Origin of the sequence: Cellvibrio sp. ARAG 10.3, from assembly GCF_051846955.1 — a bacterium.
In the GTDB taxonomy this organism is placed as follows: Bacteria; Pseudomonadota; Gammaproteobacteria; order Pseudomonadales; family Cellvibrionaceae; genus Cellvibrio.
Map to the genome: position 1 here is coordinate 68,278 of NZ_JBPYCU010000010.1, position 24,347 is coordinate 92,624.

Here is a 24,347-nt window from a genome sequence, read left to right on the forward strand (position 1 = left end):
GGAATTGCTGAAAATTTACGAAAAAATATTGATTGATTTTGATGAGTTGTTTGTCGGGTTACGCCCTTCGGGCTAACGCGACCTACGATTGGGTAGGTCGCGTTAGCGCAGCGTAACCCGACAATCATTCACTTAACGTTCGAAATAGGTGTACCCGCGCAGGCTATCGGTAAAGGCCGCCAGCATCTGCTGGCGATCCGCCACGCTGATACGCCCATCGCGCACGGCTTGTTCCGCGGTGGTGCGGAAAGATTGATACATGGCGTTGGGATCGTATTCCACGTAACTTAATACATCTGCGATGCTATCGCCGTGCAATTCATGCACAAACTCAATGCTGTTATCTGCATTGATGCGCACACTCGCCACATTGGTATCACCAAATAAATTGTGCAGGTCACCCAGCGTTTCCTGATATGCACCCACCAGGAATACACCCAGATAATATTCTTCGCCGGCTTTTACCGTGTGCAAAGGCAAGGTACTCGTCTCGCCTTCCGGGCCGGCAAACTTTTGCAACTTACCGTCACAGTCACAGGTTAAATCCGCAATGATGGCCTGGCGCGTCGGCTCTTCGTGCAGGCGATGGATCGGCATAACCGGAAATACCTGCTCAATGGCCCAGGAATCCGGCAGCGATTGAAACACGCTGAAGTTACCGTAATAAATATCCGCCAATTGTTGCGGCAAGGTTTCCAGCTCTTGCGGGATGCGTTTCATCTGCGGCAACAACTGCGCAATTTTTTGCAGGCCCGCCAGGTATAAATTTTCACCCAATGCGCGATGGCGCAATGAAATATCGCCACGGTGAAACAGATCGCGAATCTGGTCGCGATAATAAATCACGTCGTTGTAACACTCTTGCAAGGTGTTCGGTTTGATCACCGACAGCGAGTGCCACATGTTTTCAATCATCTCGTGAGAATCTGCCGGCAATTCTTCGGGCAAAGGCGCCGGCTCGAAATGCGTGACATCAAGGATATTGAACAATAGCACGGCGGTATGCGCCACCGTGGCGCGCCCGGATTCCGTCACGATAATAGGATGCGGAATCTCGTGTTCGTCCAGGGACTCCTGGATGGCTTCCACCACGTCGATACAATATTCCTGCACGGAATAGTTACGGCTGTGGCCGCTGGTGCTACAGGTGCCGTCGTAATCAATCGCCAGACCGCCGCCCAGGTCCATATAACCGAGCGGCGCACCCTCCCCGACTAATTCAATGTAATAACGACAGGCTTCCAACACCCCTGCACGAATACTGCGGATGTTGGGAATTTGGGAACCGAGATGAAAATGCAGTAACTGAAAACAATGTAATAAATCCGCTTCGCGCAGGCTATCAACCACCGATACCAGCTCGTTTGTATTCAACCCGAACAGGCTGCGATCGCCACTGTCTTCACTCCAGTGGCCTTCCACTTTGGTGGATAATTTCAAGCGCACACCAATCAAGGGATCAACCCCCAGCGCGCGACTGCGTTCAATCACGATAGGTACTTCGGCCAGGGTTTCCAACACAAAGAAACATTTAAAACCCAACTTGCGCGCCTGCAAACCCAGATCGATAAATTCTGCGTCCTTGTAGCCGTTGCAGATAATTACGCTTTCGCGATCTTTCAGGGTTGACAAGGCAATCATCAATTCCGCCTTGCTACCCGCCTCAAGGCCGTGATGGTAACGCTCGCCAAAGCGCGCAATTTCTGCAATCACGTGACTTTGTTGATTCACCTTGATGGGAAATGCGCCGCGGTATTGGCCTCGGTAACCACTGGCCTGGATGGCCGCCGCAAAAGAATCATTTAAGGTACTGATGCGCGTATCAACGAGGTTTTCGAGACGCAGCAACACCGGCATATCCAGCCCGCGCTGTTGTAGACCTTGGGCAATTTCCAATAACGAGATGGAAGATTCACCACCGTTGACCGGCACCCTGACAATAACCTCACCGGAATCGGAGACACCGAAATAGCCGTTACTCCATTCATCAATGCCGTAGAGTTCGGCGGATTTACGTGAGGTCCAGTTGGGAGGGATGTAGGATTTATTCAACGATTGGATACCTTAAGTTGAGTGATTGATGGAAAGGTCAGCTGACTGACGCCCGGCCAGATACCGGTAACCTCAATGACACCACAGCTTCGCCAAGTTCCTGTTATTTATACACAGGTATATCTATACAGAGGCACAAAAAACAAAACCGGTAATACAAGCGCTTGTGTTACATGCCTGTGCAAATTCGGGTTTGTGCGGATTCGGGCGCAATTGTCCACATTCTCATTCAAAAATAAAGCTTTTTCATGACGATAGCAGGTCACCGTAGATGAAAACCGCTCTCATTTAAATTGCGCCGGGCTATTCTGGCACCACACTTAAGAGAGTGACAAGTGCAGAATACAATTGTTACAACAAGAAAGAGGGTGGGATTAAACCATCAGCCTGCAACGAGGCAGCAACGACTAATGCTCGGACCAATTGGTGCGACGCCGATGAAGAATAAGCCCCAGCATTCCCACCGCAACCAGCATCAGCGTGGTGGGTTCCGGAAGCGAGGTGCGGCTGGCGGGCGTGGGCGCTGGTTCTACGTCTGCGGCAACCGGTAAACCGGCAGCACCCAACCAGGGTTCTCCTGGATCGGCTACATCACTCCGGGTGGCCACCGACGATACACTGGCAAAGAGTTCTCGCTCAAATACATCGAGATTGACCAGAAAATCCCTGCCGTACATTGGCGGTTCCCGGTAGATGAAGGTAACAAAGGATTTCAGTGAAAGGTCGCGGGCCGACTGCCCACCCAAAGCGAGGTCACGGGTAAACAATCGCCGGTCGCCTGCGGGTTCCAACTCGCTGCCCAACGACAACTGCATCGCCACAGTTTGACTAGGCACATCCATGTCAGCATGGTCAACAAATGGGTGCGCCTGCGCATTTGCTGCCCATAGATTTGCCATCACCAGACCCGCAACCATGCCAATGATATATCGTTGAATCGAATGCAATCCGGTTGTCGTAAAATGCCATTTCATATTCATGCGCCGACTCCTGTCTTCTGTTATTCACAGACTCGCTCAAGCAGCTTTTACACCAACCTGAAAAGATAACCGTGAATCAATCAGTTAAAACCTGACACATATTTTTTTCACAACACCTGCGTAAAAAATCTCGACTTGCTAATAATGCTTTATTGGATGCAACGGCACGGATTGTCGATGGATTTCGCGTGAGGGTCAGTGTGTTTAGTCACATATCACGCTGCGGTTGGACGAAAATAAATAACACGGTAAGTGAGCAACACACTGGCCACTGTCAAACCAACACACAATGCAATCCAGAAACCGGGAGCACCCATCGGCTCCACTAACCAGGGCGTAAAGGTGAGTACATAACCCAGCGGCAGACAAACTGCCCAGAACGACAACAGCATGATAAACATGGGGATGCGCGTATCGCGATAACCGCGCAAGGTGTTGATCATCGTGACTTGAATAACATCAGCAATTTGAAAAATGGCAGCGAACAAAAACAAACTCACGGCGACATCCAGTACAGCGGAATCGCTGGTGTAAAAACTGGCGATAAGGTCGCGACCGAACAATAAGACCGGTGCGTTGATCAGCGAAATACCCAGGGCCAACACCAGCGCACTGCGTGCCAATAATTGCGCACGTTCCGGCGCGTGTGCGCCCACTAAAAAACTGACGCGCAATGTCAGCGCCATACCAAGACTCAAGGGCACCATAAACAACAGCGAGATGGCATTAAGCACAATTTGATGCCCCGCTACCACCTTGGGTCCGAGCGGTGCGAGAAACAGCGCAATCACGGCAAACATACTGACTTCAACAAACATCGTAAAACCAATCGGCAGGCCGAGGCGCAATACATGCTTGATCTCCTGCCAATCCGGCATAACCCGATCAGCCAGCAAATGAAACGAATCATAGGTTTTGCTGCGATTGAGATACACCAGCAATGCCAACACCGCGATCCAGTTAGAAATGGCCGTCGCCCAGCCGCACCCGACACCACCCATCGCGGGCAAGCCAAGCTTGCCGTAAATAAAAATATAATTGAGCGGCAAATTGAACAGCGTACTCACCAGCGAGAACACCATGATCACACGGGTGTGGCCCAACCCATCGGTAAATCCGCGCAACGCTGCCAGCAACAGCAAGGCCGGCACGCCCCAGGCAAACGCATCGAGATAACCCTGGGAAATGGCGGCCGTACGCGTATCAAGCTGTAATAGATCCAGCACTGGCCGTGCGTTGATCAATAAGATAATCATCACCGCCGTGCAGACCGCCGCAATATACAACCCTTGCCAGGTCACCGGCATGATGCGCTGTAATTGTTGCGCGCCGCGATGCCCGGAAATAATCGGCTGTAATGCGTTCAGCACGCCCATAAAAAATAACAACACCGGCACCCACAAACTGGTACCGATACCGACGCCCGCCAGATCTTCTGCACTGGCGTGTCCTGCCATAACGGTATCGATGACACCGTTCGCCATCTGTGCCAGTTGCGCAACAAGGATCGGGCCACCGAGGAGCGCGAGGGTTTTCCATTCATCCAATACCTGCGTCAACCAGCCGGCTTTCAAGTCCGCCGGTTTAAGTTCGGGCATCGATACGTCGGGTGGCGAGGATACATCGGGTTCTTGCACGGATAGATTTCCTGATAACAGCAGAGAGAAACGCAATATTTTTATGAACGTGGAAAAATTAACAACCCATCATGATCATGAAAAGGCATACCAGAAGGGCACAATGGAAATCGCCAGGATAAATACAATCGCAATGACCTGCGCCATAAACCGTATGGGATGTGCGGCAATTTTTTTCGCCAGGGTCGGCGCTTCACCGCGCGCTTCCAATTCCGCGTAGGTTGCTTGCTGATCTTTCGTCCGTTGCTGTTGGTATTCCCCCAGCAATGCCTTGGCGTGTTCGTATTGCGCCTCATCAGACAACCAGATTGCATCTACCCCAACGCGCCAGCGGCCCGCATCAGTTTCGTAATAGTGAATTCCGTTGTCATCCAATAACTGGCGCACGTCCATTGCCTCGTCATCGGGTACATGGGTTAATCTGAATAATAAACGAGCCATATTGTCATCTTATTAAGCGGATAAATTCTGGAAGAATTTTATCTGTGAGTCGTTTGGAAGCATACCAGTTTCTCTTCCATACAGCCTGTTTCAATTCCGCAGCCAAGGCGCACTAACGCAGCGAAATCCGACCAACCCCAGCGAACGGTTGAATGGCGCACAGCCAAAACCGATCATTTCAGCTACATTTCAGCTATAAAGCCCGCGCAATTCTGACCATTGACTTACAATGTCAAAATCTTTCAGCACTTGCGCGATCCCCAACAGCCAGTAAAGATAGACTATGAATCTTGTTTTTCTCGGCACCTCCGCCGGCACCCCCACCAAACAACGCAACGTGACCGGCCTGGCACTCGAGCACGCCGAGGCAAAGACCTGGTACCTGTTTGACTGCGGAGAAGGTACACAACATCAGTTATTGCGCACACGCCATTCATTGGCCAGATTGGGTGCGATTTTTATTACCCATGTGCACGGCGATCACACGTTTGGATTACCGGGCCTGCTGGCCAGCGCCTCCATGGCAGGGCGCACCGAACCGCTTGCGATCATCGCCCCGGCACCACTAAAAACGTTTATTACATTGGCTCTGGAAACCACCCAGTCGCGCCTCTCTTATGAATTGCAATTTGTCGACGTGGGTGCCCCCGATTTTTCCTGGCAGGACAATACTATTCAGGTGACCACCGCCGAACTCTCACACCGCGTGCCCTGCTTTGCCTATACGATTACCGAAAAGCGCCTGGAAAAATCCCTGCTTATTGATCGACTCAATGCTGACGGTATACCTGCAGGTCCGTTGTGGGGACGCATTCACAAAGGTGAGGATGTGGTATTGGAAGATGGCCGACACATTCGCAGCGCGGACTATGTTGCGATAAAACGCCAACCGCGCCGGATTATTATCGGTGGGGATAACGACACACCGGAACTGCTGCGCAACACCTGCGCCGGCGCACATTTACTGGTGCACGAAGCGACCTACACGCAAGCGGTTTCACAACAGGTCGGCCCCGAACCGCAACACAGCTCTGCCGAACAGGTTGCGCGTTTTGCAGAATCGGTTGGACTACCCAACCTGATCCTCACCCACTTCAGTTCACGTTACCAATTCGCCCACAAAAGCGCGCCCTTGATTGATGAAATTGAACAGGAAGCCAAACAGTTTTATCGCGGAAATTTACAGCTCGCACGGGATTTTGCGGAGTTTGAATTGCGGAAGGACTTTAGTCTAATCGAGATTGATAGTGGCAATCCTGATGGTAACGAGGCTAATTAGCTATTCGACACTTGCACTAAAGATTGTGTTCTTGTCGGTTAAAAGAGCCCCGTTAACTCTGTTAATCAGCATCCTTTACCATTAACCGAATGCATTCTTCCAACGGTTGCAGATGCTGATTGATTACCGCTGTAACAGTATAGGGATCAATATTTCCCAAATAATTATGACAAGAATATTTCTAAAGCCACTGATTTCACGCCACGGTATAGTAGCGAAAGTCATTTTTTCTCTTCTGGAAGTGATTGAGTTGCTTCGGAAAGCGTCTGCAAATTTCGCAATGCAGCATCATAAAGCACATCATCCTCAACAATATCACCACGCGCTTGTATTCGCCTGATTTTTTCAATAGCGTCAAGAATATGCAGCGCATAAGGCCGCCAGGATTTACTCATAACTCCACGGCCTCTTTCATAACTTGATCGCGTATATGACGGCTAAGCTCATGCTCCGGAATCAGTTCTACTTTGCGATGCAGCAGATCACCCAATTTCTCTGCGAGAGGAATACGCTGGGCAAATAAATCGTATCCGAGAGGAAACTCCACAAGAAAGTCAACATCACTATCAAACCGCTCTTCACCCCTGGCAACTGAACCAAATACCCGAATATGCCGGGCACCGTATTGACTGCCCAAGGCTTCAATAACCGCTTTTTTATCTCTCAGTTCGTCCAGTAACATGACCTGCCCTCTCGAAAATCTGTTAGAAGCCGTCGTCGATTATTATTTGCTCTTTTATCGCGAAAACACCACCGTTTTATTGCCATTCAATAACACCCGGTGTTCCGCATGCCAGCGCAAGGCGCGGTTAAGCACGACAGCTTCAATATCGCGACCAATTTCGGCCATCTCTTCCGGCGAGTTGACGTGAGAGACACGTTCAACCGCCTGTTCAATGATCGGACCTTCATCCAGATCGGCGGTGACAAAATGCGCAGTGGCGCCGATCAGTTTTACGCCGCGCTCATACGCCTGGTGATAAGGCTTTGCGCCTTTGAAGCCGGGCAAAAAGGAATGATGGATATTGATCGCACGGCCGTTGAGTTTGCGGCACAAATCGTCCGACAGAATTTGCATGTAGCGCGCCAGCACCAGGCAATCGGCTTTTTGGTCTTCAATCAATTGCCAGATTCTTGCCTCCTGCTCGGTTTTGGTGTCGGCGGTCACCGGTAAATAATGGAATGGCAGTTCGTACCATTCGGTCAGATCCTGCATCACCGTATGGTTGGACACGACGCCGACAATATCAATGGGCAAGGTGCCGCTTTTCCAACTGTTGAGCAAGCTGTTAAGGCAATGGCCCCACTGCGATACCGCGATCAGTACGCGCGGTTTGCAATCGCTGTCGAAGATGTTCCAGTCCATCTTGTACTGCTCGCCCAAGGGCTGGAAGATGGCTTTGATTTGTTGCAGGCTGTAGCCGGGCGGACATTCAAATACCGTGCGCATAAAAAAGCGGCGGCGGTCGACGTCTTCAAATTGTGATGATTCTTTGATGTTGAATCCCAGGGTGGCGAAGAGTGTGGCCACGGCGGCCACAATGCCTTTGGAATCCTGACAGCTGAAGGTTAAAACGATTTCGTTAACGCCGGACATCGTGGTGGTTTCCCTGAATCATGTCACCGCAGATGCGGTGAGTAAAAATTGCTGCCAAGCCTACGGGATTGCACCCCGGCTGTTCAAGTAGTGGATTCGGGGGATTGGCCGTTGCGGGAGGCATGTCGGATTACGCCTTCGGCTAATTCGACCTACAATGTGTCCTTAATTCGCATTCGAGCGTATCCGACGCTATGGCCCGTAGGTCGCATTAGCGGCGCAGCCGCGTAATCCGACAACACCACGACGATACCCACGAACGCGTCAACCATACACCAACCCGGTAACCCAACACCTCTACCCAACAGAAATCCGCTATGCAAAATTCCCTGTTCGGCGATGACCCAACGCCCAAGCCCACCCTAAAATCCGGTAAAACGGTAGAGCCGGTTGCGCCGACACCGGCACTCATTGAACTGGGCAACACACTGCCGGCACATCTGCGCCTGGGGACATCCTCGTGGAATTACCCGGGGTGGAACGGCTTGGTGTGGGACGGGGATTACCCGGAAACGCGCCTGTCACGCGAAGGTTTGCGGGCCTACGCACAGCACCCATTGTTCCGCACGGTCAGCATCGACCGCTCATTTTATCGACCGCTAAACGTTGCGCAGTTTGCCGAGTATGCCTCCCAGGTGCCGGCGGATTTTCGGTTCGTGGTAAAAGCCCCGAGCCTGGTGACGGATGCGCTGGTGCGCGATGAGTCGGGCCGGGGCATGCGGCCGAACCTGCACTTTCTGGATGCAGCGCAGGCGGTGCAACTGTTTGTGGAACCGGCGCTGGAGGGATTGGGCACCAAATTGGGCGCACTGGTATTTCAGATAAGCCCGCTACCCGGTCATTGGCTGGTGCGCATGCCGGAATTGATCCAGCGTCTACACACCTTGTTGAAGGCTATTCCGGACCTCAGGTCCGTCGCACCTGAGGGCGTGGTCGCGGTAGAAGTGCGCGATCCGCAGTGGCTGACGCCAGCGTTCGTGAATGCCTTGCGCGATACCGGCGCTACCTATTGCATGGGGCTGCACGCCAAGATGCCGCGCATTGCCGAGCAGCTGCCGGTCCTGCGGGCGCTCTGGCCGGGGCCGCTGGTGTGCCGCTGGAATCTCAACCCGCTGCACGGCGCCTACGGTTATGAAGATGCGCAGCAGCAGTATTCTCCCTACGACAAGATTGTCGATCCCGACCCGGAAACGCGCGAGGCGCTGGCGCGCGTCATTACCGGCACCGCCAATGCGGGCCAGAATGTCTACGTTACCCTCAGCAACAAAGCCGAAGGCTCCGCACCACTGTCGGTGATCGAACTCGCCAAAGCTCTCCCGCTCAAGTAGGTCGGATTAGCGCCAGCGTAATCCGACAGGAGTAAACCGGGCGTTGTTTGTCGGATTACGGCGCTTTCGCGCCTAATGCGACCTACGGCTCAGCGCATGTAGATCGCATTAGCCGCAGGCGTAATCCGACACAAACCCGAGACTCACCTGGAATCACCGCCCTGTTTCCCGCTCGACACACTCTCGAAACGCCGCCTGTATTGCCGTAAAAAACGGGCCGGGACACTGCTCCAGCAATCGCCCATCGACACTGGCCACCGGAATTAACTCGGCCCCCGTGCCGGTCAAAAAGCATTCGTCGGCCACGAACACATGGCGAATGGCAGCGCGTCGGCTGGTGTGCCGCATCAGCCATGAAATTCTCCCGTGAGCGTGATATGGGCCTGCCCCGAAATATGCACGCGGTCATCCTGTAACCTCAGGTCCAGCAAACCGGTACGGGCCGAGGCTTGCAAGGCGCGCAAGCGCGTTTTGCCCAGGCGCTGGGCCCAGTAAACGGCCAGCAGACAATGCGCCGAGCCGGTCACCGGGTCCTCATTAATGCCGACCCGGGGCGCAAAGAAGCGAGACACCATATCGATTCCGGGCTCATCACCGGGCGCTGTCACGATCAGGCCGCGGGCGGGTAGCTCAGCCAGCTGCCGGGTATCCGGTCGCAGGCGGCGCACCTGCTCTGCCGATTCCATCACCGCCAGCCAATCCTCCCGCCCCTGCCCCAGCCAGAGCGGTTGCACACCGAGCGCATCGACCAATCCGGGCGGAGTACTCGCCATCGCCTCCGGCGGATCGGCAGGAAAATTCAGGGTAATGCCTTCCGCTTGCCGGCTGGCGCCCAACAGGCCGCTGCGGGTGTGAAACTCGATGAAATCTTCCGCTGCCCAGGCGCTGTGCCAGAGCACATGGGCAGCAGCCAGAGTCGCGTGGCCGCACAGATTCACTTCGGTAGTCGGCGTAAACCAACGCAGCACCCAACCCTGCCGACCCAGTCGGGGAAAGCGGGACACAAAGGCGGTTTCCGACAGATTCATCTCGGCGGCCACCTGTTGCATCCACTCAGCGGATTTTTCCTGCCGTAACAGGCACACCGCCGCCGGATTGCCGGTAAATGGGCCGGAGGCGAAGGCATCAACGATGTATAAAGGCTGGTTCATGACAGGTCTCTCAAGGCAAAAACGCCACTGTAGAGGTCAGCGACCAATAGATACAGTTGCAGAAAAAACAAAATTGGTACGGTACAGATAAGCTATCCTGTTTTCTGTGCCGGTTATAACGAGCGGCATCTGTACCTATCGCCCATACCGGCTTTATCGCCAGAATCGCCCCATGGAAACTTTGTATCAACAATTGGCCGAGGACCTGCGCACCTCGATTCAGCAAGGCGGCTTTCAGCCCGGCGACCGCTTGCCCGGCGTGCGGCAACTGAGCCGGCAGCGCAACCTGAGCATCGCCACTGTCATCTCTGCCTACCGCCTGCTGGAAGACCAGGGTGTGCTGGAAAGCCGCCAGCGTTCAGGCTTTTATGTACGGCCGCACATCAACACGCAGATTCCCCAGCCCCGGCTGGTAATGGACACGCCGCGCCCGGCCCCGGTAACCGGTCAGGACATGGTGTTGCAGTTGATCAAGGCCGCCAACAACCCGTCTGTCGTACAGCTTGGCGCCGCCGTGCCAGCGCCGGAGTTCCTCCCGACCCGCGCGATTGAACAGGCGCTGATCCGCTGCGCCCGTCAACACCGGGTACGCTCCGCCAACTATGAATTCTCCCCCGGTTCAGTGGAGTTGCGCCGGCAGCTAGCGCGACGGATGGCGGAAGCTGGCTGCGCGGTCAACCCGGACAACCTCGTCATCACCAATGGCGGGCAGGAAGCACTGAGCATCGCCCTGCGCGCCGTCACCAAACCCGGCGATGTGGTGGCCATTGAATCGCCTGCATTTTATGGGCTGTTACAGGTACTGGAATCCCTCGGGCTGGAAGCGCTGGAGATTCCCACCCATCCGCTCACCGGCATCTCCATCGAAGCCCTGGAACTGGCAGTCAGCCGCTGGCCCGTCAAAGCCTGCGTAGTGGTGCCCAACTTCAGCAACCCGCTCGGCGCCTGTATGCCGGTGGAACACAAGCAGCGGCTGGTAACGCTGCTCGACCAACAGCAGATCGTGCTGATTGAGGACGACATCTACGGCGATCTTTCCTTCTCCGGCCAGCGTCCGCCCTTGTGCATGGGCATGACCAACAGCGGCAACGTCATCCTGTGTAGCTCGGTTTCCAAAACCCTGTCGCCGGGGCTGCGGGTCGGCTGGATTGCACCGGGACGCTTTCAGCAGCGGGTGGAATACATGAAGTACGTGCTCAACCTCGCCACCCCCACCATTCCGCAACTCGCTGTGGCCGACCTGCTCGAAAGCGGTGTCTATGAACGTCACCTGCGCAAGGTACGCGGCGAATACGCGCAAGCGGTAGCACGCATGACCCAGGCGGTATCGGATTACTTTCCGGAAGGCACGCGGGTAACTCGCCCCCAGGGCGGGTTTGTAATCTGGCTGGAACTGCCCGGCGCCATCGACGCCTTCGACCTCGCCCGCCGCTCCCTTGAAAACGGCATCAGTATTGCGCCGGGGCCGATCTTTTCGCCGAGTAAGAAATATCAGAACTTTATTCGGCTGTCGTGTGCGTGTGTGTGGAATAGTCGGGTGGAGAAAGCGTTGGTGCGGTTGGCGGGGATGATTATTAGATACTAACCTAACAATGAAGATAAATAGCTTTTATCATCTTTGATTCATAAATATTAAAGACGCCAGGAGGCTCGAATGACACCAGCGATACAATTTAAAACCAGATTACTTTCCTTTGTATTTTTGGTTACCTTGTTTCTTATAGGCTGTGCATCTCATCCCGATTATCCACCTTTAAGTGAATCCGATCTTTCCGGTTCATTCGATTGTCCTGATAATTTCGATTTAGATAGTAAAAATTATCACCTTCTTAGAACCAATAGGGACGGTTTGCTAATCGACCCAATGGCTAAAAGCGAATCAATGAGTGTCGCACTCCGGCCTTTGGACGGCGTGAAAAAAATGGCCTTGATCCTATGCAGAGCGGAAGACACCGCAAAGAAAAACAACTGGGATACTGTAAATGTATTGGTTTATGTACATGGAGGACTCAACACTTTTCACTCACCCGAAAAAAGAATCAAGAAAGCCTCTCAAATAATTTCCGACCAACAATTTCCTGTACATCTAGCATGGCCATCAGGAGCCCTAACCACATGGAGCGAACACCTACTCAGAGTTCGGGAAGGCAAGAAAACCAATGTAGTTACAGGAGCCATTACTGCTCCGTTTGTCCTCGTATCTGACATACTGACCAGCATCGGGAATTTTCCTTCAACAACCATGTATCAAATCGCAAATGAAAAAGACAGAGCAGCCTCAAAAATTTATTCCAATTGGCTATCCAACTCTTGGAAAGATGCGCACTTGGTTTTTTGCGATGAATTAGAACAACCTTATGAATCATGTAATAAAATTATTAATACGAAAAACGAAATACAGGCAAATTATAGTTACTACTACGGCACCACAGGAAATACGTTATTAAGAGGATCAAGCCAGCTGCTCACTCTCCCCATCAGATATACTGCCGGAAGCCTATGGCATAGCGGCATATCGAGCGCGGCGTGGGCAAATATGAAACGTCGTGCAGTCAATATCACCTATCCCACCCACGAATTTGACACCAGATATATCAGCGGTGTAAATACTGGAATATTTTTCAAGCTATTGCTCAAACGTGCTGATTTTTATAGTAAAAAGCATAATAAAGATTACGCAATAACACTTATGGGCCACAGCATGGGTTCCATCGTAATTAATAATGTACTTGAACGATATCAAACAGATTGGGCATCAACTGCTTTCCTAAAGAATATCGTGTATATGGCAGGGGCTGCCACGATAGGTGACACATTAAATGCATTAAAGCCGGTTCTTGTAGAAAGGCCCATCAACAACTCGGGTGTTAAGCGATTCACGCCAAATTTTTACAACCTGACACTGAATCGAGTAGCCGAAGTTAGCGAAATGCATTATGGCGGAGTTATCCCTACTGGCTCATTACTCGTATCTATAGACCAACATCACGACAAGCCTGATCATCCTTTGAATCGCACTATTGGTTCAGAAACAAACGTTCTATCTTCAATAAAAATTATTGACGAAGCCTTGGCTACATCCAAGGGAGTTAAAGTATTTAAATCTTTTGACAGGTTGCTCGGGGAAAAACCATCAAAACACGGAGATTTCGGGGATTTGCCTTATTGGAAACCAGAAACATGGCAAATTGCTACCAAACAATGATTGGATGAATCATAAAATTAGAATCTCACTACAAAACCACCATCAACAAAAACGGCAAAGTCACAAACGCTACCAAGGTAGAAATCACCACCATCGCCGCAATCTCCTGGGGGTTGCGGTTGTAGCGTAGCGCTAGTAAATAATTAAACACTGCCACCGGCATGGCGGACTGCAGCAGCACCACGCTGCGCGAAACGCCTTCCACATTCAGCAGCCAACAACTCAACCAGCCCAGGGCAAGGCCACCGAAGATCCGGGCAATACTGAAACCGAAACTGCGGCACCAGGTGCCGATTTTGAGGGTTGCGAGAGATACCCCGAGGGTAATCGTCATCAACGGAATCGCGAAACCGCCGATGAGCGTCACGGTGTTATCAATCCAGCGCGGCAAATGGGTGCCGGTCACCAGCATCGCCAGCGCAATGATCATGGAATGGATCACCGGCTGACGCGCCATATCTTTAAAACGATCACCCCAACCGCCCTCCGAAACCAGCAGCAGCCCAACAGTAAACGTGGCGATCATCATCACCATAAACGAACCGAGCGCCAGCGCGAGGCCGAGTTGACCAAAGGCAAACAGGCACAAGGGTAAACCCATGTTGCCGTTGTTGGGGAAGATCAGCGGCGGCAGGTAAGTGGGAATATCCAGTTTGAAACTGCGGAGTATTATCCACCCCAATACACCCATTGCCGCCATAGCGACCGCCGTGGCCAGCATCACCTCGCCCATCACCGCTGCATCCACTTCGACCTTGCTCATCACCGAAATAATCAAACAAGGCGTGCCCACATACATGACGATACGCGAGACGAAGTCCGCCGGGTAAGCTGTGCCGGAGCGTCCCCAGATAAAACCGATCAGTACGCTGATGACGATGGGAGCAAGGATAGCGAAGAGTTCGCTGAGCATAATTCAACCTTGAAACAGCCGGGTAAGAAGGTCATGCATCTTAACAGGCAAACGAGCAGCAGGGTTTTGGAATAGCAGAAATAGGTTGTCATCAAAGCTTCGTCATTTTGTCGCAGAACTGCCATATGCATGGCGTTTAATTCGCTGGTTAATAAATTCAAACAACGCAACCGTCCAGCCGGAGTCCGAGCCTCATGACCGAAAAAAACACCCCGCTTGTGATCGACAACAGTGGTGATGAACCACTATCCAATTTCTCTGACAACCCCACATTTGCGGCCATTCTGGACGCCCGCCAACAGCGCCGCGCCTTCCTGAAAGGCGGCGTCGGTGCCGCTGTTGCCACCTTTATGGGTATCGGCCTGGTCGGGTGTGGCAGCGATGACGATGACGACAATAACGCCAGCTCCTCTTCCTCGTCGTCTTCCAGCACCGCCAGCAGTTCTAGCAGCTCCTCCTCTTCATCCGCTGCGCCACTGTTAGGTTTTACTGCTATTGCTGCTGCTCGCCCAGACACCGTTCTTGTTCCAGAAGGTTATACCGCCACGGCTTTTGTACCCTGGGGTACGCCATTGACCGGCAGCTTGCCTGAATATAAAGATGACGGCACCAATACCGGTGCCGATCAGGAGCAACAGGTTGGCGCGCATCATGATGGCATTTTCTTCCTGCCGATGGATGCCAAAGCTGGAGGCACCAACTCCAATGAAGGTTTGTTGGTGATGAACCACGAGTACTTCGATCCTAATGTTTTCCATGCCAATGGCCCCACCAGTATTGATGGCAAGCGTCCAACCGATGAGGTCCGCAAAGAAGTTGCTGGCCATGGTGTCAGCGTCATCCACATTCGCAAAACCGATAATGCGTGGGGCGTAGTGGAAGGTAGCGTGTTCAACCGCCGTATCACTGGCGCAACGCCCATGGATATTCGCGGCCCCGCCATGGCATCAGCCAAACTGTCTACCAAATACAGCCCCAATGGCACCGAAACCCGCGGCACGCTTAATAATTGCGGCAGCGGCCTGACCCCCTGGCACACCTACCTCGCCGCCGAAGAAAACTGGGCAGGCTACTTTGTTAATAAAGACTCCATCCAGCCACGCGAACACGAACGCTATGGCGTACCGGACGATCACAGCCGCTTTTATTGGGAAACAGCAGAATCTGGTGAAGATTTGTATGCCCGTTTTGACGCGAGCACGCTGGGCGCAACCGCAGCGGATGACTACCGCAACGAACCCAACACCTTTGGTTGGATGGTAGAGATCGATCCATTTGACCCGGAAAGCAAACCGCAAAAACGTACAGCCTTGGGTCGTTTCGGCCATGAGGGCGTGATCTTTGCCCCGGCGGAAGAAGGTAAGCCCATCGTGTGCTATTCCGGCGATGACTCTACTAACGAATACATTTACAAATATGTATCAGCGGACAATTACTACGCGGCGATTGCTGGCGGTTACCTGCTGAATAACGGCACGCTGTATGTAGCCAAATTCAACGAAGACGGTACCGGTGACTGGTTGCCATTGGATATCAACAACCCCGACTTTATCGCCAAAGCGGCCGAAGCTGAGGTGACTTTTGCTGATCAGGCCGATGTTCTCATCAACACCCGTCTCGCGGCTGATGTGATGGGCGCAACCAAGATGGACCGCCCGGAATGGGGTGCAGTACATCCAGACACCGGCGAGGTTTACTTCACACTGACCAACAACAGTGGCCGCACCGTTACCGACGCCGCTAACCCACGCGCGGAAAACCGTACTGGTCATATCATTCGCTGGCGCGAAAACGCTGATGCGAATACCTTTGAATGGGACATTTTCCTGTTGGGTGGTGATGTAGGTACAGCAACAGGTGACATTAGCTTAACCGCCGATAATCATTTTGCCAGCCCCGATGGTTTATGGATCGACCCACGCGGTGTGCTCTGGATTCAAACCGATATGAGTGGTTCCCAACAAGGTGACGGCCCATTCGGCAACAACCAGATGCTCGCTGCTGACCCGGTGACCAAAGAGACCAAACGCTTCCTGGTTGGCCCGATGGATTGCGAAGTCACAGGAGTTCACGCCACACCGGATCTCAAGACCTTATTCGTCAATATCCAGCACCCCGGTGATCGTTCAGCAGTAGGTGATTTCACCAGCCATTGGCCAGGTGGCGGTTCTTCACGCCCCCGTTCTGCCACGGTCATCGTGACCAAAAACGATGGCGGAATGATCGGCAGTTAATGCTCTTCTTTAGAAGGGATTGATAAGGGAAATATGGCATGGAAGCTGATAAGGACGACATGTAAATTCACAACCAATGACCGACGTGTGGGCTGATGGATCAGCCCTTTTTATTTGTATCTATCCTGCTCTACCCACATTCCCCCATCGCCGCTTTAAACGCATCGCGATAGCGCCGCGACAGCGTTAACTCCTCCCCCGTATGCAAAAACACACAGTAATCTCCCGCCTCCGTGGGTTGAATATGGTTGATGCTGCCGAGGTTAACAATCAGCGAGCGATGTATCCGGATAAACATCTCCCGCGGCAGTAAAGATTCCAGGCGGGCAAGTGTGATTCGCATGGGGTAAACACTGTCTTTTACATGCAAATTAGCGTAATTGCCGGAGGCTTCAACCCAGCGGATATCGGATACGGCCACCAGAAACTCCTTACCCAGCTTTTTGACCAACAAGCGATCCGGTAGCGGCGTGGATGATGTTTCGCTTTCATCCATATAGCTCGCCTCGCCTTGCAAGCGTCGGACGATAAATTGATAGCTGGTGCCCACCAATAAAATAATCAGGTAGGTCATGGCATCCTTGCGGTATTCGTACAGCAACTCGTAACCCAGATCGCCAAAGTGGTAATCAGAACCCGCCATCCAATACGCCAGCTCGCGCAGCCCCACCATGCCCGATACATGAATAAGGGAAAACGGCAGGGTCAAGAGCGCATGAACAATCAATAGGCCAGCCAAACCCAAACGTGCCTGGAGCCAGGCGTGGATGCGCAGTATCGGCCCGATACTCAGCAGGATGATAAGGGTGCTGGACGCCTCCCAACAAAAGGGTTCCCACGCGGCAATATTGCTGTCGTGACGGCGAATCTCCATCAATGACGTGGTGGCAAGCAGCAGCGTGTTCAGAAATCCCCATACCACCAACAGCCCCGGTTGCCAGAGGTGCTGGTGGGTGAGGAAGTGGTTTTTCAACCGTGTGGTGGTGTTGTCGCTGGTGTTCACTCTAGATACCCAACCTTCGCATAAAAACGCTCCGCCGTTTGCCCCGGCTGGCTGCCGCTTATCACAACCCTTTGTCATTCAATCACTTACCGGAATGATCCCAGTTTGGTTGCGCGCACACTGTGCGTCTTGAGCCCAGCAATTGTGCGGGCACCCCATCGTCCTCTGTCGGAGATTATTCATGACTATTGCCCTACCGCAAACCCCGGTTCATTGGTCTCAGCAACGACGTCATGCACTGGATTGGCTGCGTGTGCTGGCCTTTGGGCTGCTGATTGGGTATCACCTGGGTATGGCTTACGTGGCCGACTGGGGCTGGCATATTAAAAGCCTGTACCAGAGCGAGTTTCTGCAGTACCCGATGCTCTGGTCCAACCAGTGGCGTATGTCGTTGCTGTTTCTGATCAGCGGCGCGGCGGTATCCTACCAGCTCCACCGATATCAGGGCGGGAGATTTATCCTTGTCAGCATGCGTAAGTTGCTATTGCCTCTGGTCGTGGGCAGTCTGGTGATTGTGGCACCCCAGGCGTTTGTGGAGTCCAGAATGGCCGGTGCCATTCCTGGCATGGGTTACCTGGAGTTCTGGCGCCACTACCTGGGCTTTCCCTTCGGGTTCGGTGATGCGTTACCGCCGGCCTATCTCCGATTCTCCGGCTCCAATGTCATCTGGAATCATCTCTGGTATCTGCCTTACCTGTTTGTGTATGTGTTGCTAACCTGGGTGATTTATCCGGTTTTCACTCGTCCCGCGGTATTAAACCAGGCACACCGTTTGGCAAACCGGCTGCCACTGAGCCTGCTTTACGTGCTCCCCGCGCTGATGTTCTTCGGCATTGGTGAATGGCTATGGGAGCGGTTTCCCACCACGCACAAGCTGGTGGACGATTGGTTCAACCACGCCCGCTACTTTGCCGTTTTTCTTATTGGCTTTGGATTGGTGCGCAACGCCAGGTTATGGGAAGCCTTGGGTAAATTGCGCCTGTGGTCGTTGAGCCTTGCGCTTTTTAGCTACGCAGCCATCGTATTTTATATTCGTGGAGGCGAGCTCAGCCCCTACTGGGCAGCACTGGCGGTCATAGAAGCGCCCGTGCGTGGGCTGATCTGGTCCGCCAATAGTTGGTTGTGGATTATGGCTATTGTGGGTTATGCCCAGGTGTGGCTGAACTACCCCTCGCCAAAGGTTCGCTATGCCAATCAAGCCGTCTACTGTTGGTACATCCTTCATCAAACTTTTATTGTGTTAGGTGCTTATTGGTTGCGCACTTACTTTCCTGACTCGCCCCTCGGTCCGGTGATGGAGCCCATAGCCGTGGCGGCTTTTACCTGCTTCGGCTGCTGGCTAGGCTATACCCTGATAAAACAGGTGCCGGGTGTGCGTGCTGCCTTTGGTGTTTTCGCGCAACCCACAAGGAATCAGACGTCAGACACCCGTGTTGCGCTTTCTTGATGGCACGCGGGTTGTTATTTCACCGCCGTAAAATTTTAGGTAATAACTGACGATTTTGAGCATAAAGAAAAAGTCTACACCGGGCAGACATCGGGCATGTCTACCCAATGCCCGTTATGACGCGGCCCGCAGGAATTACCCACACTTTATCCACAACCCTTCCCCAGTTTTCTCCGCTTGCATTAAACAAAAAACCGCATTATCTTGTAGCGCACATGTGAAACACCCCTATATATAGGGTTTAGTGTGGCGCAGCCACCCAGGCTCCCACAATTGATTCACAGCAATTATTGCGTGTAAACCGGTCCTCCCTATTGAACTACTGGATCAGGTGCACGTGGTTTTTTTGAGTTGTATTAACCGCTTAGCACCCAAGACTTCATGCACTACGTGAACATTGTGCATGGGCATAAAGATACGCCGACAGCACCATCCGGCGTGCCAGTAGTACGCAATAGACGGATCTGCACCGAACAACTCATGTAGTGGTTTCCAGTCCACAGTTATGACACGGCTAAAACACGGCTAAAGAGGTATCAGCCATGACCGCGAAACCCGGCAATTAACGCTATTCAAGCGCGAACTGATTTAACAACTATTGATCCAGACGTTATTGACTCAACAGCTGTTGCTTAATCATTTATACACAACACGAACTTACAACATTCACTCCTCGACGGAATCAGGCGGAGCCATATATGCACACAGAAACCGACATTACCCCGGCCACCGGCAGCAAACCCCAACAAGACCCCCACCACTCCAACAACCTGTCGGCCACTGCGCCGGGTCAGTTGCGCGTTATCAAGCGCAACGGAACGGTGGTGCCGTTTGATGCCAGTAAGATTGCCGTGGCCATGACCAAGGCGTTTTTGGCCGTGGAAGGCGGCACCGCCGCTGCGTCGAGTCGTGTGCATGAAACCGTCGACAACCTCACCAAGCAAATCACCGCCACCTTCAAGCGTCGTATGCCGTCCGGCGGCACCATCCATATCGAAGAAATCCAGGACCAGGTTGAACTGATCCTGATGCGTTCCGGTGAGCAGAAAGTGGCACGCGACTACGTGCTGTACCGTGAAGAACACGCGCGTATGCGTGCGCAAAAACGCGCCCAGGCGGTGTCCGCTGATCCGGATTACCCGAGCATCAATGTGGTATTGGAAGATGGCAGCCGCGCGCCCCTGGATATCGCCCGTATGCGCACCATCGTCAGCGAAGCCTGTGTGGGCCTGACCGGGGTGGATGAAAAAGCCATCCTCGACGAAGCCATGCGTAACCTCTACGACGGCGTCAGCATCAAAGACGTCAACACCTCGCTGGTGATCACCGCCCGCACCCTGGTGGAAAAAGAACCCAACTACACCTTCGCCACCGCGCGCCTCCTGCTCGACAAGCTGCGCGCCGAAGCCCTGGGTTTCCTTGGCGTGGCCACCCAAGCCACCCAATCCGATATGGAGCTGTACTACGCCCGCGCCCTGCCGGTGTACATCCAGAAAGGTGTAGAGCTGGAACTGCTGTCCCCGGAGCTGCTGAATTTTGACCTGGACGTGCTGGGCAAAGCACTGATCGCCGACCGCGACCTGCAATTTACCTACCTCGGCCTGCAAACCCTGTACGACCGCTACTTTATCCACAGCAATGACGTGCGCATCGAATTGCCGCAGGTGTTCTTTATGCGTGTGGCCATGGGCCTGGCGATTCAGGAAGACAACCGCGAAGAGCGCGCCATTGAGTTTTATCGCCTGCTGTCGTCCTTTGACTACATGAGCTCTACGCCGACCCTGTTCAACGCCGGCACCCTGCGTTCGCAGCTGTCCTCCTGCTACCTGACCACCGTGCCCGATGACCTGCACGGAATCTACGGCGCCATTCAGGACAACGCCATGCTCAGCAAATTTGCCGGCGGCCTGGGTAACGACTGGACCCCGGTGCGTGCACTGGGCGCTTACATCAAAGGCACTAACGGTAAATCCCAGGGTGTTGTGCCCTTCCTGAAAGTGGCTAACGACACCGCTGTGGCAGTGAACCAGGGCGGCAAGCGCAAAGGCGCTGTGTGTGCCTACCTGGAAACCTGGCATATGGATGTCGAGGAATTCCTCGAACTGCGCAAAAACACCGGTGACGACCGCCGCCGCACCCACGACATGAACACCGCCAACTGGATTCCCGACCTGTTCATGAAGCGTGTGTTTGACGACAAGAGCTGGACCCTGTTCTCGCCCAACGACGTGCCCGACCTGCACGACCTCTACGGCAAGGCATTTGAAGAACGCTACGAGCATTACGAACAACTGGCGGCCCAAGGCAAGATCAAGGTCCACAAGACCGTGCGTGCGCTGGACCTGTGGCGCAAGATGCTGGGCATGCTGTTTGAAACTGGCCACCCGTGGATGACCTTCAAGGACCCGTGCAACCTGCGCAGCCCGCAGCAACACGTGGGCGTGGTGCACTCATCCAACCTGTGCACCGAGATCACCCTGAACACCAAGGCCAATGAAGAAATCGCTGTGTGTAACCTGGGTTCAGTGAACCTGGCGCAACACATCGTGGACGGCAAGCTGGACCAGGCCAAACTGGAAAGCACCGTGAAGACCGCGATCCGTATGCTCGACAACGTGATCGACATTAACTACTACGCCGTGGCCACCTCCAAGGCCTCCAACCTGCGCCACCGTCCGATCGGCCTGGGCCTGATGGGCTTCCAGGATGCGCTGTACCTGCAACGTATTGCCTATGGTTCTGAGGACGCGGTGAAATTTGCCGATACCTCTATGGAAGCCATCAGCTACTACGCCATCAAGGCATCGTGCGAGCTGGCGCAAGAACGCGGCAAGTACTCAACCTTCGACGGTTCCTTGTGGAGCAAGGGCACACTGCCCATCGACTCTATCGACCTGCTGGTGCAAAACCGGGGTGAAAACTACATCAAGGTAGACCGCAGCCAGACCTTCGACTGGGATACCCTCCGCGAGGAAGTGAAGACCAAAGGTATGCGTAACTCCAATGTGATGGCGATTGCGCCGACGGCGACCATCTCCAACATCACCGGTGTGACGCAATCCATCGAGCCGACCTACCAGAACCTGTACGTGAAATCCAACCTGTCCGGCGAGTTCACCGTGGTCAATCCGCACCTGGTGCACGACCTGAAAGAACGCGGCCTGTGGGACAGCGTGATGGTCAACGACCTCAAGTACTACGAAGGCTCAGTGCAGAAGATCGACCGCATCCCGGCCGACCTGAAAGCCATCTACGCCACCGCGTTTGAAGTTGAACCGCGCTGGATTGTGGAAGCCGCCAGCCGTCGCCAGAAGTGGATCGACCAGGCCCAAAGCCTCAACCTGTATATCGCGGGTGCTAACGGCAAGAAGCTCGATATCACCTACCGTATGGCCTGGTTCAGTGGTTTGAAAACCACCTATTACCTCCGTGCGCTGGCTGCAACCACCACCGAGAAATCCACCATTAACACCGGCTCGCTCAACGCAGTCTCCGCCGGTGGTAGCAGCAGTGGCGTGACCGCCGCACCCGCCAAGGACACCAGCAGCTTCACCGAAGCCGCCCCGGTGCCCAAAGCCTGCTCCATCGACAATCCCGACTGCGAAGCATGCCAATAACCGGCGGATCACCACGATCCCCGTAGGTCGGATTAGCCGCACAGCGGCGTAATCCGACAAGCAACACCCATTACCGTAGGTCGAATTAGCCAAAGGCGTAATCCGACAAAAGAGGCCGGACACAATGATCCGGCCAATAACACTAGCAACCAGGCCCAGACCCTGGCGACTTAAAACCCTCAACAGAAAGGACCAAACCCATGCTGAGTTGGGACGATTTCAACAACGAAGAAACCCCCAAAGCAAAGCCGGCCCCCGCCTACCGCGAGCCGCAAGCCCCTGCACGCCCGGCAGACACTGAAGCCCAGACTGCCGCACCGGCAAACAACCCCAACGAAAAAGTCAGCCCCGAACTGGCCAAAGCCCGCGCCGCCCTGGCCGACCTGGACCCAACCCCCGGACTGGAAGAGCTGGAGATGGGCGCCGCACGTATCCAGGTTGACGACAAGCAAATGATCAACTGCCGCGCCGACCTCAACCAGCTCGTTCCTTTCAAGTACGACTGGGCCTGGCAAAAATACCTGGACGGCTGCTCCAACCACTGGATGCCGCAAGAAGTGAACATGACCGCCGACATCGCCCTGTGGCGCAGCAAAGACGGCCTCACCGAAGACGAACGCCGCCTGGTCATGCGCAGCCTCGGCTACTTCTCCACCGCCGACTCACTGGTCGCCAACAACCTCGCGCTGGCGATCTACCGTTTGATCACCAACCCCGAGTGCCGCCAGTACATATTGCGCCAGGCGTTTGAAGAAGCGATCCACACCCACGCCTACCAATACTGCATCGAATCCCTGGGCATGGACGAAGGCGAAGTCTTCAACATGTACCGCGAATTACCCAGCGTTGCCAACAAAGCCGCGTGGAGCCTCAAGCACACCCAAAGCCTCGGCAACCCCACCTTCAAAACCGGCACCCCGGAAAACGACCAGGAATTGCTGCGCAACCTTGTGGCGTTCTACGTGGTCACCGAAGGTATCTTCTTCTACTGCGGGTTTACCCAGATCCTCAGCATGGGCCGCCGCAACAAGATGACCGGCGTCGCCGAGCAGTTCCAATACATCCTGCGCGATGAATCCATGCACTTGAACTTCGGTATCGACGTGATCAACCAGATCAAACTGGAAAACCCACACCTGTGGACGCAAGAATTCCAGCAAGAAGTTATCCAGATGATCCTGCAAGGCACCGAACTCGAAATCGCCTACGCCCGCGACTCCATGCCCCGCGGCGTCCTCGGCATGAACGCCGCCATGATGGAAGAGTATTTGCACTTCATCGCCAACCGCCGCTGCTCGCAAGTTGGTTTGAAAGAGCAGTATCCAGGTGCGCAGAATCCATTCCCGTGGATGAGTGAGATTATGGATTTGCGGAAGGAGAAGAATTTCTTTGAGACGCGGGTTATTGAGTATCAGACTGGTGGGGCGTTGAGTTGGGATTGATCCCGATGATGATGATTCGAA

At 53.7% G+C, this 24,347-nt stretch carries 19 protein-coding genes; 8 read left to right on the top strand and 11 right to left on the bottom strand.

Annotated elements, in window-relative coordinates; genetic code table 11:
- Positions 1 to 132: 132 nt before the first annotated feature.
- From speA to ACSV5M_RS13575, 4 genes are all read right to left on the bottom strand, one after another.
- On the bottom strand, positions 133 to 2,052 hold the full coding sequence (speA, locus tag ACSV5M_RS13560; protein WP_439176774.1) for a biosynthetic arginine decarboxylase: 1,920 nt from the start codon (positions 2,050 to 2,052) through the stop codon (positions 133 to 135).
- 407 nt (positions 2,053 to 2,459) lie between these two features.
- The gene (locus ACSV5M_RS13565) at positions 2,460 to 3,032 is read right to left on the bottom strand and encodes a PEP-CTERM sorting domain-containing protein (RefSeq protein ID WP_439176775.1); all 573 of its coding nucleotides are present in this window, start codon (positions 3,030 to 3,032) and stop codon (positions 2,460 to 2,462) included.
- 215 nt (positions 3,033 to 3,247) lie between these two features.
- Complete coding sequence (locus tag ACSV5M_RS13570) at positions 3,248 to 4,669, bottom strand: MATE family efflux transporter (RefSeq protein WP_439176776.1); 1,422 nt, start codon at positions 4,667 to 4,669, stop codon at positions 3,248 to 3,250.
- 75 nt (positions 4,670 to 4,744) lie between these two features.
- Complete coding sequence (locus ACSV5M_RS13575; RefSeq protein ID WP_439176777.1) at positions 4,745 to 5,110, bottom strand: DUF6164 family protein; 366 nt, start codon at positions 5,108 to 5,110, stop codon at positions 4,745 to 4,747.
- Positions 5,111 to 5,393: 283 nt separating this feature from the next.
- Here ACSV5M_RS13575 and ACSV5M_RS13580 point away from each other — a divergent pair, with 283 nt between their 5' ends.
- Complete coding sequence (locus tag ACSV5M_RS13580) at positions 5,394 to 6,389, top strand: ribonuclease Z (protein ID WP_439176778.1); 996 nt, start codon at positions 5,394 to 5,396, stop codon at positions 6,387 to 6,389.
- A gap of 221 nt (positions 6,390 to 6,610) precedes the next feature.
- Here ACSV5M_RS13580 and ACSV5M_RS13585 read toward each other — a convergent pair whose 3' ends face one another.
- Genes ACSV5M_RS13585 through purU form a run of 3 tightly spaced genes read right to left on the bottom strand, consistent with a single transcriptional unit; the run spans position 6,611 to position 7,986 of the window.
- Positions 6,611 to 6,784, bottom strand: a complete 174-nt coding sequence (locus tag ACSV5M_RS13585) for a HepT-like ribonuclease domain-containing protein (RefSeq protein WP_439176779.1) — start codon at positions 6,782 to 6,784, stop codon at positions 6,611 to 6,613.
- Positions 6,781 to 7,071 carry a nucleotidyltransferase family protein gene (locus ACSV5M_RS13590; RefSeq protein ID WP_439176780.1) on the bottom strand — a complete coding sequence of 97 codons (291 nt, stop codon included), beginning with the start codon at positions 7,069 to 7,071 and terminating at the stop codon, positions 6,781 to 6,783. Before ACSV5M_RS13590 ends, ACSV5M_RS13585 begins: the two co-directional genes overlap by 4 nt.
- A 54-nt stretch (positions 7,072 to 7,125) precedes the next feature.
- Positions 7,126 to 7,986: a formyltetrahydrofolate deformylase gene (gene purU, locus ACSV5M_RS13595; RefSeq protein WP_439176781.1), complete on the bottom strand. Its 861-nt coding sequence runs from the start codon at positions 7,984 to 7,986 to the stop codon at positions 7,126 to 7,128.
- Positions 7,987 to 8,303: 317 nt separating this feature from the next.
- On the opposite strand from purU, the gene ACSV5M_RS13600 reads away from it, so the two are divergent.
- The gene (locus ACSV5M_RS13600; protein ID WP_439176782.1) at positions 8,304 to 9,314 is read left to right on the top strand and encodes a DUF72 domain-containing protein; all 1,011 of its coding nucleotides are present in this window, start codon (positions 8,304 to 8,306) and stop codon (positions 9,312 to 9,314) included.
- A gap of 153 nt (positions 9,315 to 9,467) precedes the next feature.
- On the opposite strand, the gene ACSV5M_RS13605 is transcribed toward ACSV5M_RS13600, so the two are convergent.
- Together ACSV5M_RS13605 and ACSV5M_RS13610 are read right to left on the bottom strand one after the other, a co-directional pair.
- Complete coding sequence (locus ACSV5M_RS13605; RefSeq protein ID WP_439176783.1) at positions 9,468 to 9,662, bottom strand: hypothetical protein; 195 nt, start codon at positions 9,660 to 9,662, stop codon at positions 9,468 to 9,470.
- Entirely contained in the window at positions 9,662 to 10,465 is an 804-nt protein-coding gene (locus ACSV5M_RS13610) for a PhzF family phenazine biosynthesis protein (RefSeq protein ID WP_439176784.1), read from the bottom strand. The genes ACSV5M_RS13605 and ACSV5M_RS13610 overlap by 1 nt, the downstream gene beginning before the upstream one ends.
- A 172-nt stretch (positions 10,466 to 10,637) precedes the next feature.
- Here ACSV5M_RS13610 and ACSV5M_RS13615 point away from each other — a divergent pair, with 172 nt between their 5' ends.
- Entirely contained in the window at positions 10,638 to 12,050 is a 1,413-nt protein-coding gene (locus ACSV5M_RS13615) for a PLP-dependent aminotransferase family protein (RefSeq protein WP_439176785.1), read from the top strand.
- 69 nt (positions 12,051 to 12,119) lie between these two features.
- Complete coding sequence (locus ACSV5M_RS13620) at positions 12,120 to 13,670, top strand: hypothetical protein (RefSeq protein ID WP_439176786.1); 1,551 nt, start codon at positions 12,120 to 12,122, stop codon at positions 13,668 to 13,670.
- A gap of 28 nt (positions 13,671 to 13,698) precedes the next feature.
- Here ACSV5M_RS13620 and ACSV5M_RS13625 read toward each other — a convergent pair whose 3' ends face one another.
- Positions 13,699 to 14,583: an AEC family transporter gene (locus ACSV5M_RS13625; protein ID WP_439176787.1), complete on the bottom strand. Its 885-nt coding sequence runs from the start codon at positions 14,581 to 14,583 to the stop codon at positions 13,699 to 13,701.
- Positions 14,584 to 14,777: 194 nt separating this feature from the next.
- Here ACSV5M_RS13625 and ACSV5M_RS13630 point away from each other — a divergent pair, with 194 nt between their 5' ends.
- On the top strand, positions 14,778 to 16,817 hold the full coding sequence (locus ACSV5M_RS13630) for a PhoX family protein (RefSeq protein WP_439176788.1): 2,040 nt from the start codon (positions 14,778 to 14,780) through the stop codon (positions 16,815 to 16,817).
- Positions 16,818 to 16,947: 130 nt separating this feature from the next.
- On the opposite strand, the gene ACSV5M_RS13635 is transcribed toward ACSV5M_RS13630, so the two are convergent.
- Entirely contained in the window at positions 16,948 to 17,820 is an 873-nt protein-coding gene (locus tag ACSV5M_RS13635) for a LytR/AlgR family response regulator transcription factor (RefSeq protein ID WP_439176789.1), read from the bottom strand.
- 181 nt (positions 17,821 to 18,001) lie between these two features.
- Between ACSV5M_RS13635 and ACSV5M_RS13640 the strand changes: the two genes are divergently transcribed.
- From ACSV5M_RS13640 to ACSV5M_RS13650, 3 genes are all read left to right on the top strand, one after another.
- Complete coding sequence (locus tag ACSV5M_RS13640; protein WP_439176790.1) at positions 18,002 to 19,267, top strand: acyltransferase family protein; 1,266 nt, start codon at positions 18,002 to 18,004, stop codon at positions 19,265 to 19,267.
- Positions 19,268 to 19,965: 698 nt separating this feature from the next.
- Positions 19,966 to 22,884 carry a ribonucleoside-diphosphate reductase subunit alpha gene (locus ACSV5M_RS13645; RefSeq protein ID WP_439176791.1) on the top strand — a complete coding sequence of 973 codons (2,919 nt, stop codon included), beginning with the start codon at positions 19,966 to 19,968 and terminating at the stop codon, positions 22,882 to 22,884.
- Positions 22,885 to 23,084: 200 nt separating this feature from the next.
- Positions 23,085 to 24,326 carry a ribonucleotide-diphosphate reductase subunit beta gene (locus tag ACSV5M_RS13650; RefSeq protein ID WP_439176792.1) on the top strand — a complete coding sequence of 414 codons (1,242 nt, stop codon included), beginning with the start codon at positions 23,085 to 23,087 and terminating at the stop codon, positions 24,324 to 24,326.
- Positions 24,327 to 24,347: the final 21 nt, after the last annotated feature.

What these genes read in the sequence shown, in the direction of transcription:
- ACSV5M_RS13580 (WP_439176778.1), top strand. Translation starts at nt 5,394, where the DNA reads ATGAATCTTGTTTTTCTCGGCACCTCCGCCGGCACCCCCACCAAACAA.
- ACSV5M_RS13575 (WP_439176777.1), bottom strand. Translation starts at nt 5,110, where the DNA reads ATGGCTCGTTTATTATTCAGATTAACCCATGTACCCGATGACGAGGCA.
- ACSV5M_RS13640 (WP_439176790.1), top strand. Translation starts at nt 18,002, where the DNA reads ATGACTATTGCCCTACCGCAAACCCCGGTTCATTGGTCTCAGCAACGA.
- ACSV5M_RS13630 (WP_439176788.1), top strand. Translation starts at nt 14,778, where the DNA reads ATGACCGAAAAAAACACCCCGCTTGTGATCGACAACAGTGGTGATGAA.
- ACSV5M_RS13625 (WP_439176787.1), bottom strand. Translation starts at nt 14,583, where the DNA reads ATGCTCAGCGAACTCTTCGCTATCCTTGCTCCCATCGTCATCAGCGTA.
- ACSV5M_RS13585 (WP_439176779.1), bottom strand. Translation starts at nt 6,784, where the DNA reads ATGAGTAAATCCTGGCGGCCTTATGCGCTGCATATTCTTGACGCTATT.
- ACSV5M_RS13610 (WP_439176784.1), bottom strand. Translation starts at nt 10,465, where the DNA reads ATGAACCAGCCTTTATACATCGTTGATGCCTTCGCCTCCGGCCCATTT.
- ACSV5M_RS13650 (WP_439176792.1), top strand. Translation starts at nt 23,085, where the DNA reads ATGCTGAGTTGGGACGATTTCAACAACGAAGAAACCCCCAAAGCAAAG.
- ACSV5M_RS13615 (WP_439176785.1), top strand. Translation starts at nt 10,638, where the DNA reads ATGGAAACTTTGTATCAACAATTGGCCGAGGACCTGCGCACCTCGATT.
- ACSV5M_RS13565 (WP_439176775.1), bottom strand. Translation starts at nt 3,032, where the DNA reads ATGAATATGAAATGGCATTTTACGACAACCGGATTGCATTCGATTCAA.
- ACSV5M_RS13590 (WP_439176780.1), bottom strand. Translation starts at nt 7,071, where the DNA reads ATGTTACTGGACGAACTGAGAGATAAAAAAGCGGTTATTGAAGCCTTG.
- ACSV5M_RS13605 (WP_439176783.1), bottom strand. Translation starts at nt 9,662, where the DNA reads ATGCGGCACACCAGCCGACGCGCTGCCATTCGCCATGTGTTCGTGGCC.
- ACSV5M_RS13645 (WP_439176791.1), top strand. Translation starts at nt 19,966, where the DNA reads ATGCACACAGAAACCGACATTACCCCGGCCACCGGCAGCAAACCCCAA.
- purU (WP_439176781.1), bottom strand. Translation starts at nt 7,986, where the DNA reads ATGTCCGGCGTTAACGAAATCGTTTTAACCTTCAGCTGTCAGGATTCC.
- ACSV5M_RS13620 (WP_439176786.1), top strand. Translation starts at nt 12,120, where the DNA reads ATGACACCAGCGATACAATTTAAAACCAGATTACTTTCCTTTGTATTT.
- ACSV5M_RS13600 (WP_439176782.1), top strand. Translation starts at nt 8,304, where the DNA reads ATGCAAAATTCCCTGTTCGGCGATGACCCAACGCCCAAGCCCACCCTA.